10 protein-coding genes are annotated in these 12,434 nt (G+C 62.4%); 1 reads left to right on the top strand and 9 read right to left on the bottom strand.

Annotation, left to right across the window (positions count from 1 at the left end; all coding sequences use genetic code 11):
* Window positions 1-27: 27 nt before the first annotated feature.
* The 9 genes from PQR40_RS12415 to PQR40_RS12455 all read right to left on the bottom strand — a co-directional run bounded on the left by PQR40_RS12415 (window position 28) and on the right by PQR40_RS12455 (window position 11,477).
* Window positions 28-996: a sugar kinase gene (locus PQR40_RS12415; RefSeq protein ID WP_408222980.1), complete on the bottom strand. Its 969-nt coding sequence runs from the start codon at window positions 994-996 to the stop codon at window positions 28-30.
* Window positions 997-999: 3 nt separating this feature from the next.
* A complete protein-coding gene (gene rimO / locus PQR40_RS12420; protein ID WP_408509082.1) occupies window positions 1,000-2,391 on the bottom strand; it encodes a 30S ribosomal protein S12 methylthiotransferase RimO in 1,392 nt (463 codons plus the stop codon).
* 117 nt (window positions 2,392-2,508) lie between these two features.
* A complete protein-coding gene (locus PQR40_RS12425; protein WP_408509083.1) occupies window positions 2,509-3,561 on the bottom strand; it encodes a tRNA dihydrouridine synthase in 1,053 nt (350 codons plus the stop codon).
* A 393-nt stretch (window positions 3,562-3,954) separates the two neighbouring features.
* Window positions 3,955-4,572 (bottom strand): polyhydroxyalkanoate synthesis repressor PhaR, encoded by a 618-nt coding sequence (phaR, locus tag PQR40_RS12430; RefSeq protein ID WP_408222974.1) that lies wholly within the window; start codon window positions 4,570-4,572, stop codon window positions 3,955-3,957.
* 134 nt (window positions 4,573-4,706) lie between these two features.
* On the bottom strand, window positions 4,707-5,447 hold the full coding sequence (locus PQR40_RS12435) for a 3-ketoacyl-ACP reductase (protein ID WP_408222972.1): 741 nt from the start codon (window positions 5,445-5,447) through the stop codon (window positions 4,707-4,709).
* Window positions 5,448-5,653: 206 nt separating this feature from the next.
* Window positions 5,654-6,835, bottom strand: a complete 1,182-nt coding sequence (locus tag PQR40_RS12440) for an acetyl-CoA C-acetyltransferase (protein WP_408484345.1) — start codon at window positions 6,833-6,835, stop codon at window positions 5,654-5,656.
* Between the two features lie 136 nt (window positions 6,836-6,971).
* The gene (gene phaC / locus PQR40_RS12445) at window positions 6,972-8,801 is read right to left on the bottom strand and encodes a class I poly(R)-hydroxyalkanoic acid synthase (RefSeq protein ID WP_408509097.1); all 1,830 of its coding nucleotides are present in this window, start codon (window positions 8,799-8,801) and stop codon (window positions 6,972-6,974) included.
* Window positions 8,802-9,345: 544 nt separating this feature from the next.
* Window positions 9,346-10,203: a peptidoglycan editing factor PgeF gene (gene pgeF / locus PQR40_RS12450; protein WP_408509084.1), complete on the bottom strand. Its 858-nt coding sequence runs from the start codon at window positions 10,201-10,203 to the stop codon at window positions 9,346-9,348.
* Window positions 10,200-11,477, bottom strand: a complete 1,278-nt coding sequence (locus PQR40_RS12455; protein WP_408335572.1) for an RluA family pseudouridine synthase — start codon at window positions 11,475-11,477, stop codon at window positions 10,200-10,202. The genes pgeF and PQR40_RS12455 overlap by 4 nt, the downstream gene beginning before the upstream one ends.
* 38 nt (window positions 11,478-11,515) lie before the next feature.
* Between PQR40_RS12455 and bamD the strand changes: the two genes are divergently transcribed.
* The gene (bamD, locus tag PQR40_RS12460) at window positions 11,516-12,376 is read left to right on the top strand and encodes an outer membrane protein assembly factor BamD (RefSeq protein ID WP_408222964.1); all 861 of its coding nucleotides are present in this window, start codon (window positions 11,516-11,518) and stop codon (window positions 12,374-12,376) included.
* The last annotated feature ends 58 nt before the right edge of the window (window positions 12,377-12,434 follow it).

Below are 12,434 nucleotides of genomic sequence, written 5' to 3' on the forward strand. Positions count from 1 at the left end.
CTGCGGGACGCGCCTCGCAGCGCGTTGCTAGCCGCCGGCCAGGATGTGTTCGACCGTCGCGCGCAAAGGGATCGGCGCGACCGCGCCGTAACCTTGCGTGGACAGTGCCGCAGCGACGTTCGCGTAACGCGCCGCCTGAAAAGGATCGTCACCCGCGACGATGCGCGCGATAAACGCACCGCCGAAGCAGTCGCCCGCGCCGGTCGCATCGACCGCGTTGACGACGTGGCCCGGCACGACACGCCGCTCGTCAGGCGTGGCGATGTACGAGCCTTCCTTGCCAAGCTTGAGCGCCACGACACGCGGACCATGCGACAGCAGAAAGTCGACGATCTCGTCGCGGCCGGTCAAGCCGGTGAGTTCGGTAACGTCGTCCCAGCTCGGCAGGCAAATGTCGGTTCGACGAATGGCTTCGAGCATCACTGCACGTGCTCTTGCGAGCGGCCACAGCTTCAGGCGCAAATTGGTGTCGAAGCTCACGCGCACGCCGTTCGCTCGTGCATGCTCAATCGCCGCTAACGCAGCGTCGCAGGCGCTCAGACTGATAGCGAGACTGATGCCGGACAGGTGGATGACTTTGGCCGCGGCGATCGCATCGAGCGGCAAATCGTGCGGCGCGTAGCGGCTCGCGGCCGAACCCGCGCGCAGATAGTCGAACGCGTGACCTTCAGGACCGTGCGAAACGAAATAAACCCCGGTGGACGCATGCGGGTCGACGCGCACGAGCGACGTGTCAACCTGCTCGCGCTCCCACAGATCGATCAACAGACGTCCGAAATGGTCGCTGCCGACGGCCGACACGAAACCTGTCTTCGCGCCCTGCCGTGTTGCCGCGATGCAGAAGTTCGACGTATCGCCGCCGAAGCCCTGCAGATAGTTCGGCTGATCTTTAGCCGACTGGTTGAACTCGATCATCGCCTCGCCGAGCGCGAGGATTTCAGGAGGCCGGGCTGCCGGGGTCCGGCCTGCCGGCGTGTCGGCCATGCTCACCGTCATTGCTTAAACCTCGCCCCACAGGTCGTGGCCGTCGGCGCCGGTGATCTTCACCGACACGAAATCGCCGACCTTGTAACGCTTCGACGCCTTGGTGGCCGGCGCGATATACACGACGCCGTCGATCTCGGGCGCATCCGCCGCCGTGCGGCCGATGCCACCGTCGACATTGATCTCATCGACCAGTACTTTCAACGTCTTGCCAACCTTCTTCGCGATCCGTTTGGCCGATACTTCTTCTGCTACTTCCATGAAACGCGCGCGGCGTTCTTCACGCACTTCGTCGGGCAAAGCGCCGTCGAGTTCGTTGGCCGTCGCGCCTTCGACCGGCGAGTAAGCAAAGCAGCCGACCCGATCCAGTTCCGCCTCGCGAATGAAATCGAGCAGCGTCTGGAATTGCTCTTCGGTTTCGCCCGGGAAGCCAGCGATGAACGTGCTGCGGATCGTCAGATCGGGGCACATTTCGCGCCATGCCTTGACGCGCTCCATCACCTTCTCGGCATTGGCCGGACGCTTCATGCGCTTGAGCACTTCCGGATGCGCGTGCTGGAACGGCACATCCAGATACGGCAGCACGTGGCCCTTGAACGGACCTTCGGCCATCATCGGAATGACTTCATCGACGCTCGGATACGGATACACGTAATGCAACCGTACCCACGCGCCGTACTGCGCGGCGAGTTCGCCGAGCGCGCCGACCAGATCGGTCATGCGCGTCTTGATCGGCTTGCCGTTCCAGAAACCGGTACGGTATTTGACGTCGACGCCGTATGCGCTCGTGTCCTGCGAAATCACCAGCAGTTCCTTCACACCGGACTTGAACAGGTTCTCTGCTTCGAGCATCACGTCGGCGACCGGGCGCGACACGAGGTCGCCGCGCATCGACGGGATGATGCAGAACGTGCAGCGGTGGTTGCAGCCTTCGGAAATTTTCAGGTACGCGTAGTGGCGCGGCGTGAGCTTCACGCCCGCTGCCGGCACCAGATCGATGAACGGATCGTGCGGCTTCGGCAGATGATTATGCACGGCCTGCATCACTTCGCCGAGCGCGTGCGGACCGGTCACGGCCAGCACCTTCGGATGTACTTCTTCGATCAGGTTTGAACCACTTGCACTCTGCTTGGCACCGAGGCAACCCGTGACAATCACCTTGCCGTTTTCGCTGAGCGCTTCGCCGATCGCGTCGAGGCTTTCCTGTACCGCTTCGTCGATGAAGCCGCAGGTGTTGACGACCACGAGGTCCGCGCCGTCGTACGTGCTGGAAATCTCGTAGCCCTCGGCGCGCAGCTGCGTGATGATCTGTTCTGAGTCGACCAGTGCTTTAGGGCAGCCGAGGCTGACGAAACCGACCTTCGGAATCGAAGGGGTAGGCACGGTGGGAGAAATGGTCTGCGACATAGGTGGGTCCGGCGTATAGCGGTGACGATGGCGACAAATGGGGACGGTGCGGCAAAGCCAAAGGGTCCGATCTTGACAAAGACCATAGCCCGGACAACATCCCGCGCACGCAACCCTTTATTGTACCGCGCCGGCGACCGTGCAGTCGGCCAGGTGGCGGGGCATCGCCGGGTCGAGCAGACCACGCGCTGCGCATTGATATGCCGGTATCAAGCCGTTAAACGCCAGGGCGCGCTCTATCACCTCAAGAATTTCGCGCGAATCATGCAGGCGCCGGATGGCTGCATGCAGTTCGGCGGCCTGCGGCCAGGTACGCTTCAGATAGCTGAGCCACATTTTGACGCGTCCGTGCTCATGGCGAGTTGCGACACGGGCTTGCAATTTTTTCAGGTAATCGGCGAGATGACCCAGCACGGCCGGCCATTCCTCGCCGGAAGGCGTTCGGTCCATCAGTCCGCGTATCCGCAACGCCAGGAAAGGATCCGACACGGCGCCCCGCCCGATCATCACGTCCGCGCAGCCACTGACCGCCCGGCACCGTTCCCAGTCGTCCACCGTCCAGACTTCTCCGTTGGCAATGACCGGCACGTCCACGGCGGCGTCGATACGCGCGATCCAGTCCCAGTGGGCCGGCGGTCGGTAGCCGTGGTCACGTGTTCTGGCATGCACGACGAGGGAGGCCGCGCCGCCTTCCGCCAGCGCCGTGGCGCAATCGATCGCGAGCGAAGTATCGGACACGCCGAGCCGCATTTTTGCTGTCACGGCGATGCTGGCCGGCACAGCGGCGCGAACAGAGGAAACGATCCGGTTGAGCGCTTCAGGGTGCGCCAGCAGCATCGCGCCGCCACCGTGCCGATTGACGACTTTGGCGGGACAGCCGAAGTTCAGATCAAGTCCATGCGGCGACAAACTGGCGGCCTGAGCCGCATTCAGCGCCATCCATTCAGGATCACTGCCGAGCAGTTGGATCACCATCGGCGTGCCGCAAGGTGTACGGCCACCGTGGAGAACTTCGGGCGTATCTCGCTCGTAGACGCGCTCGGGCAGCACCGAGCCCGTCACCCTGACGAACTCGGACACGCACCCATCGAATCCGCCCGTGCCTGTCAGCACGTCGCGCAACACGTAGTCCGCAAGCCCTTCCATAGGCGCAAGAAACAGCTGGCTCATGCGAGAACGGCGCTTAAGCAGCTTTTGCGAATCTGAGGGTCAGTCAAGGCTGACAACTCCGGCCTTCGGAATCGAAGGCACGGGCAAGGCAGGAAAACGGGTCTGCGACATAGGCGGGGCTGGCATGCAGCGGTGGCGACAGCGACAAATGGGGACTGTGCGACGAGATCGAGGGGAGATCATGAGGACCACACCACACGGTAACGCACGCAGCCCGCGATTGTACCGCGCCCGCGGCCGCCCGCCTGGGCCCGGCACGCGGGGTCGCCGCAGGGTTGTCGCGATAGCACCCGGCGCACCCTTGGCGCGACGTGCGCATCACTTCACCCCCGGCCGAGCGGTGAACGCGTACTGACGCGCCCGCCGCGTCGGCGTTAGCGTCGCTCTACGCCCTTACTTCTTCTCCGGCTCCGGATTGCCTTGCGGATTAGCCGGCGTGGCCGGACCTCCAGCCGCATTCGCCGCGCCGCCCGGCGTGAACGGGAAGGTGGCGAACATCGATTTCGCCTGAGTCTGCATCTGCTCCTGCATCTGCACGAACATGTTCTTCGACTGCTCGATATAGCTGGTCATCATGCCCTGCATCATCGGGGCCTGCATGTTCATGAATTGCGACCAGACTTCAGGGTTCATCGCCTTGCCTTCGTACAGGTTCTTCGACTGGTCGGCGAGTTTCGCCTGAATGTCGATGAAGGCCTGGATGTTCTTTTCCAGATACGTGCCCATCATGCCCTGCATCGCATGACCGTAGAAACGGATGATCTGCGACAGCATCGACGATGAGAACATTGGCAAGCCGCCACTCTCCTCATCCAGGATGATTTGCAACAGGATGGCGCGCGTCAGGTCCTCATTGCTCTTCGCATCGATGACCTTGAAATCCTCTTGATCCAGCACGAGCTGCTTGACGTCAGTCAGCGTGATGTATGTGCTTGTCTCGGTATCGTAGAGCCGACGATTCGGATACTTCTTAATCAACCGTTCGGCTGTTTTCTTTGTAGTAGTGGTCATTTAACGCCTTTGAGCGCGAGTTGAGCGCGGAAACGGCGTCATGCCGACTGAGCCATCGTGCAATCGCACAGTCGAGACGCCGCCGGAACCATCTGAGCAGAAACACGCCGCCTTGTGAGCGGCGCGCTCATGACTCAGCCCATATGCAAACCGCCGTTCAGCGAGAAATCAGCGCCCGTCGAGAAACCCGATTCGTCCGAGGCGAGCCATGCCACGATCGAACCGATTTCCTGCGGTTGACCGAGACGGCGCACCGGAATCGTCGCGACGATCTTTTCCAGCACGTCCGGACGGATCGACTTGACCATATCGGTGCCGATATAGCCCGGCGACACGGTGTTGACCGTCACGCCCTTGGTGGCCACTTCCTGCGCCAGCGACATCGTGAAGCCGTGAATACCGGCCTTTGCGGTCGAGTAGTTGGTCTGACCGAACTGGCCCTTCTGCCCGTTCACCGACGAAATGTTGATGATCCGGCCAAAGCCACGCTCGACCATACCGTCGATCACCTGCTTGGTGACGTTGAAGAGGCTGGTCAGATTGGTGTCGATCACCGCCGTCCAGTCTTCGTGCGTCATCTTGCGGAACACGACGTCGCGCGTAATGCCGGCGTTGTTCACCAGTACGTCGATCTCACCAACTTCTGCCTTGACCTTGTCGAATGCCACCTTGGTCGACTCCCAATCGCCGACGTTGCCTTCAGACGCGATGAAATCGTAGCCTAGCGCTTTTTGCTCTTCGAGCCACTTCACACGGCGCGGCGAGTTCGGGCCGCAGCCTGCGACCACCTTGAAGCCTTCCTTGTGCAGCCGTTGGCAAATGCTCGTGCCGATGCCGCCCATCCCGCCCGTTACGTACGCAATTCGCTGTGTCATAAACTACACTCCGTTATCGTTTTCGAGGCGCCGACCGGCTGCCTCTTCCCTCGCCTGTGCTTCATCTCCACTGCCGCCGGGCGACCGGCCGACGAGGCCACTACTCACCGCGCACCACCTGTTGCCATGTGACGCGCGGCAACCCTGCTTACCGCTTGCCAGAATCCATCTGCGCCTGCTTTCAGCTTGAGCCTGCCTGCAGTCCGTTAAGCGCGTTCGAGCGCCAGCGCCACGCCCATGCCGCCGCCAATACACAGCGACGCCAGACCCTTCTTCGCGTCGCGCTTCTGCATTTCGTGCAGCAGCGTGACGAGAACCCGGCAGCCGGACGCGCCAATCGGATGACCGATTGCAATCGCGCCGCCGTTCACGTTGATCTTCGACGCGTCCCAGCCCATCTGCTGATTCACGGCCAGCGCCTGTGCGGCAAACGCTTCGTTGATTTCCATCAGGTCGAGATCGGCCGGCGTCCAGCCCGCACGCTCGAGACAGCGGCGCGACGCCGGTACCGGGCCCATGCCCATCACCTTCGGATCCAGACCCGAGGTGGCGTAAGCCTTGATGCGTGCGAGCGGCTTGAGGCCGAGCGCTTCGGCCTTTTTAGCCGACATCACCAGCACCGCCGCCGCGCCGTCGTTCAGGCCCGACGCGTTGGCCGCCGTGACCGTGCCTTCCTTCGAGAAAGCGGGCTTCAGGCCCGCGAGCGATTCAGCCGTTACGCCGTGGCGCACGAACTCGTCAGTTGCAAAACGCAGCGGCTCGCCCTTGCGTTGCGGAATTTCGACCGGCACGATTTCGTCGTTGAAACGGCCCGATTTCTGCGCGGCTTCCGCCTTGTTCTGCGACAGCGCCGCAAACGCGTCCTGCTGCTCGCGCGTGATGCCATATTCCCTGGCGACGTTTTCCGCCGTCACGCCCATGTGGTACTGGTTGTAGACGTCCCACAGGCCGTCGACGATCATCGAGTCGACCAGCTTCGCGTCGCCCATGCGGAAACCGTCACGCGAGCCCGGCAGCACGTGCGGCGCGGCGCTCATGTTTTCCTGACCGCCTGCGATCACGATGTCCGCATCGCCCGCGATGATCGCGTTGGCCGCCAGCATCACGGCCTTCAGGCCCGAGCCGCATACCACGTTGATCGTCATGCCGGGCACGGCCGTGGGCAACCCGGCCTTGATCACCGACTGACGCGCCGGGTTCTGGCCCGAGCCCGCCGTCAGCACCTGCCCCAGAATGACTTCACTGACCTGTTCCGGCTTCAGACCGGCCCGTTCGAGCACGGCGCGAATCACCGTGGCGCCGAGTTCGGGCGCGGCGATCTTCGCCAGCGACCCACCGAATTTACCAACTGCCGTACGGGCGGCCGATACGATCACAACATCAGTCATTTCCATATCCTCCGGGCACATCGGCAAAATACGCCGCAGCCCGTCAAGTTAAAAATATCGTTGTTCCTGCGCCCTTGCACAATCAGACGCGCATTCATACCGCCAAAACCAACCGCGCCTTCAGACGCGTTAAAACCTACTCCCGGTGCCGCACATAACGCCCCGGCGCCGGTTCGATCACCGGGAATTCAGCAGAGCCGGCTGCGGCGCGCGGCTTCACTTTCTTGCCGCCATACTGGTCAAGCCACGTGGTCCATTCGGGCCACCAGCTGCCAGGCACTTCGGCCGCCTGGCCGAGCCATTCGTCCGGGCTTTCCGGCAACGTCTTGACGTCGCCTTCCAGCGCCCAGTAGTTGCGTTTTTTCTTCGCAGGCGGATTGATCACGCCCGCGATGTGACCCGACGCGCCGAGCACGAACTTCAGCGGCCCGGCGAGCAGCGGCACCGACGCATAGGCGGTTTGCCACGGCACAATATGGTCTTCGCGCGAACCGTAAATGAAGGTGGGCACATCGATCTTCGAAAGATCGACCGGCTCGCCGCAGGTGGTCAGCGCACCCGGCTCGCGCAGACGATTCTCAAGGTACGTGTTGCGCAGATACCAGACATACATCGGGCCCGGCAGGCTGGTCGAATCGCTGTTCCAATACAGCAGATCGAACGGCACCGGCGTGCGCCCCTTGAGGTAATTGTCGACGACATAGTTCCACACCAGATCGTTCGGCCGCAGGAACGAGAAGGTGTTGGCGAATTCGATGCCACGCATCAATCCGGGCGTGCTTCCGTTCTTGCCGCCGATGGTCTGCTCGCGCATCTGCACGTGCGCCTCGTCGACGAAAACGTCGAGCACGCCCGTGTCCGAAAAATCGAGCATTGCGGTGAGCAAGGTCATCGACGCAGCCGGATGTTCGCCGCGCGCTGCCGCCACCGCCAGCGCCGTGGCGAGCATGGTGCCGCCCACGCAGAAACCGAGCGTGTTGATCTGCTCGCGGCCGCTGATCTTGCTGACCGTGCTGATCGCCTTGAGCACGCCCTCGCCGATGTAATCGTCCCACGTCTTGCTCGCGATCGATGCGTCCGCGCTGCGCCACGAAATCAGGAACACCTGATGACCCGAATCGAGCCCGTGCGCGACCAGCGAGTTCTCCGGTTGCAGATCGAGAATGTAGAACTTGTTGATGCAAGGCGGCACGATCAGGAGTGGCCGCTCGCGCACGGTGGCCGTGCGCGGCTTGTACTGGATCAACTGCATCAGGTCGTTTTCGAACACCACGGAGCCTTCGGTGTTCGCGAGATTTTCGCCGACCACGAAACGCGATTCGTCGGTCTGCGAAATCTTGCCGCGCTGCAAGTCACCCAGCAGATTCATCACGCCTTGGCGCAGGCTCTCGCCTTTGCTATCGAGCAAGGTCTTTTGCGCTTCCGGATTCAACGCGAAGAAGTTGCTCGGCGACGCGGCCGCGGTCCATTGCTGAACCGCGAACCGAACGCGCTCGCGAACCTTCGGTTCGGTTTCGAGCGCGTCGACCATTTCCTGCAGATAGCGCGCGTTCAACAGATACCACGCAGCGGTAAACGCATAAGCCGGCGTCGCGCTCCACGCATCGGAACTGAAACGGCGGTCTTTGAGTTCGGGAGCTTTCGTGGTGGAGCCGGTGGCCTGCTGGATCAGTTCCATCGCCTCGCGCGAATAATCGGCCTGCAGCTGTTGCAGACGCTCCGATGGAATCGCGGCGCTCGGAACGTTGAGTCCAGCGAATGAAGGCATTGAAGGCAGGGATCCAGCAGTCAGTTTGCTGAAGTCAGGCATGCCGGGGAACGACGGCATCTGCGGCAAGCCCATTGGCGGCATGGGAGGGACGCCCGCTTGCGGCATCTGCGGCATCGGGAAAGGCATGCCATTACCGCCGGGCGGGGTGCCGAGCGAACGCCATGCGTTCATCCAGGCGTCGAATAACTGCTGCATGCCTGCGGCTGAAGTTGCACCGCTCGTACCGGCCTGCTGCGTATGCTCCGTCGAGGAGCCCGTGCTGGGGGAAGCTGAGGAATGTGATGCTGCCATACCTGCTTTTGACCGGTGAGTCCTTGCGGACGGGTTGAGAGGCAGGTTCATGCGCACGTGGGCGATTGCTCGCGGCCTCGTCACGCCCTGTCCCATGTACGAGGAACTGTGAGGAACATTCTTGCTCCCCACCGCAAGGCATGTCAATGCTTGTTCCCGATTTTGCCGCAGTGCGATAGTTTTTTAATTATCGTTTTCCCTGTGTAGCAGATCGCGCTTTTGGAACATGCGTTGATAAGTGCCTGCGTTGGCGAAAAAAGCTCCCATATGGCATGGGCTTAAGTGCATTTATCCGTTCGCTCGCGGACACTTTTGGCGGCAGATTTACGCGTGCGCAGCAAATTCCGGCAGCGCAGCAAAAAAACGTGCCGCGCCTCCGAATAAACCCTCATACGCGTGCTCGCAGGAAGGCGTCGCGCCCACCAGAGTGGGCGCCGGAGTGGACACCTTATTGCGCGATCGTCTGCGCCTGATCGTCCAGCCAGATCAACGCAGCCATGCGGCCTGTCTCGCGATCGCGGCGATAGGAATAGAAACGCTCACGTTGCGTGACCGTACACAGATCGCCGCCGACAATGCGGGTCACGCCAATCCGCTGCAAACGCAAGCGCGCCAGCGCAGCAAGATCGGCAAGATATTTGCCGGGGTTTTGCGGATGCGGAACGAATGCATACGCCGTGGCCTCGCATTGTGCGCCGTCCACGCCTTTCATGAAGGCGTCACGCACATCTGCACCCACCTCGAATGCGCTGGGCCCGATTGCTGGGCCGAGGTAAGCGTGCAACAACGGCGCCTCCACGCCGGCCAGATCGGCAACGCGCTGCGCGGTCTGTTCGACGATGCCCGCTGCCAGGCCACGCCAGCCGGCATGAGCCGCGCCGACCGCACGGCCTGCTTCGTCGCACAACAGCACCGGCATGCAATCGGCCACCATCACGACACACACCGTGCCGGGCCGATCGGTGACGCTGGCATCGGCACGTGTCGGCGTGCCGCTGGCGTGAATCTGCGCGAGCGCATCTTCAGCACGCACGATGCCGGCGCCGTGAATCTGTTCGAGCCACGCGGCCCCGCCTACGCCTGCCAGACTCAGCAGCCGTGCGCGGTTAGTGGCGACCGCGGCGGGATCGTCACCAGCTTTCATCCCCAGATTCAGGCCACCGGGCTGGCCCCCACCATCCTGCCAGCGGCCAAACGGCGGCTCGCTCACGCCGCCGTTGCGCGTGGTGACGAGCGCGCGCACGCGCGGCGACACGTTCCACGCGGGTTGCACGACATCGGCAAAGCTCAGCTCGGGCAAGCTCATGCGTGACCGTCCTCGTCGTGTTCGTCATCGCTTTCGTCGTGATCGCCTTCACCGTGTGTTTCGTCTTCGACGGCATCGTCGTCCGGCGAGGCGTCGTAGTCGTCTTCCTCGTAGTACGTCTCGTCGAACTCGCCCGCATCGTCACGCCCGAGGCCAAGCGCCGCCGACAGCACCTGCATGTCTTCCGGTGCATCGGCACGCCATTGCATGGTCCGGCCGGTTTGCGGGTGGATCAGGCCGAGGCGCCACGCATGCAGCGCCTGGCGCGCGAAACCGTCCGGCAGCGGCGTCACCGAGCGCTTGCCGCGTGCACGCCCATAAATCGGATCGCCAAGCAGCGGATGGCCGATATGCGCACAATGCACACGAATCTGATGAGTACGGCCGGTTTCCAGGTCGCAATGTATCGCGGTAACCGGCTGACGCTGCCAGATCGCCGTATCCGCGCGCCGGAAATGCGTTCGCGCCGCTTTGCCCGATGCGCTCGTCACCACCGCCATGCGCGTGCGTTCGCGCGGATCGCGGCCGATCGGCGCGTCGATCGTGCCTTCTTCGGGCATGTTGCCCCATACCAGCGCGAGATAGCGGCGTTTCACCGTACGCGCCTGGAGCTGGCGCACCAGATCGGTCTGCGCCTCGAGCGTGCGCGCCACCACCATCAGGCCGGACGTTTCCTTGTCGAGCCGATGGACGATACCGGCACGCGGCAGACCCGCTGCGGCGTCGCCATAGCGGTACAGCAGGCCGTTCAGGAGGGTGCCGCTCCAGTTGCCGGCGGCCGGATGCACGACCATGCCGGCCGGCTTGTTGATGACCACCAGCGTGTCGTCCTCGTAGACGATCTCGAGGGGCACGGGTTCGGGCGTAAAGGCGAGTTGCTCCGGCAGCAGGTCGGGCACGAGCTCGATAGTCGCGCCAAGCGGCACCGGCTGGCGAATTTTTGCGGGCTTGCCGTCAATGTGCACCCGCTCCGACTCGATCCAGCTTTGCAGCCGGTTACGTGAAAACTCCGGAAAGATTCGAGCGAGCACCTTGTCGAGGCGCTCGCCAGCCATTTCGTCGGGCACGACGACGCTGCGCGGCGTCTCGTCCGCCACGCGGCTCGCCACCGTCGGCACCATGCTGTGCGGGCCGGCGGGGGCAAGTGCGTCGCTGCCGAGATCGTCGTCGAGTGAATCGACGCCCAACGCGTCGGAGGGGTCAGCGCTTACGCTATAATCTTTGTTGCTATTCCCGGCACCGGTTGCGGCGCCTGGAGTATTTGAGCGGGTCATTGAGTCTGGGTCACCTGGACGTAAAGCTAGACTGGAAAATGCGAGCCTTGAACACCATCACTAAAGCGGCGATCAATTTGGCGGCCATCAAGAAGGCGGCCCGGAAAGTGGCCGGATACATTGCGTGCGCCGCGGCCGTCGCCGTTGTTGCGGCCTGTCACGGCTTGCCGGAAAAGACCGACGAGACGGCTACGTGGAACAACAACAAATTATATACGGAGGCGAACGACGCTCTGACCGGTGGTGATTACGGCAAGTGCGCCAAGTATTTCGAGATGCTCGAAGGCCGCGATCCGTTCGGCCACTTTGCCCAGCAAGCGCAGATCAACGTCGCGTATTGCAACTGGAAAGACAACGAAAACGCCGCCGCCGACCTGGCGATCGACCGCTTCATCCAGTTGCACCCGGATCACCCGGACATCGCCTACGCGTACTATCTGAAGGGCATGATCCACTTCAACGACGACCTCGGCCTGTTCGGCCGCTTCTCCGGTCAGGACATGAGCGAGCGCGATCCGAAGTCGCTGCGCGAGTCATATGACGCGTTCAAGATCGTGGTCGACAAGTACCCGAACAGCAAGTATGCACCGGACGCAGCGCAACGCATGCGCTATATCGTGAACGCGCTGGCGTCGCACGAAGTCCACGCGGCGGATTATTACTACCGCCGTGGCGCATATGTCGCCGCGATCAACCGCGCGCAACTGGCGTTGAAGGAATACAAGAACGCGCCGGCTATCGAAGACGCACTGCACATCATGATGCTGTCGTACGAGAAGCTGAATCAGCCGCAACTGGCTGACGACACGAAGCGCATTCTGGCCGGCACCTTCCCCGACAGCCCGTATGTCACGGGCCATGCAAGGCCGGGTAAGGAAAAGTCGTGGTGGCAGTTCTAAGCCTCGACCAGACGCTTTCAACGTAAAGCTTAAACAAAAACGCCACGACCGAAGTCGT

It is taken from the genome of Paraburkholderia sediminicola (assembly GCF_046026855.1).
GTDB classification, from domain to species: Bacteria; Pseudomonadota; Gammaproteobacteria; order Burkholderiales; family Burkholderiaceae; genus Paraburkholderia; species Paraburkholderia sediminicola_A.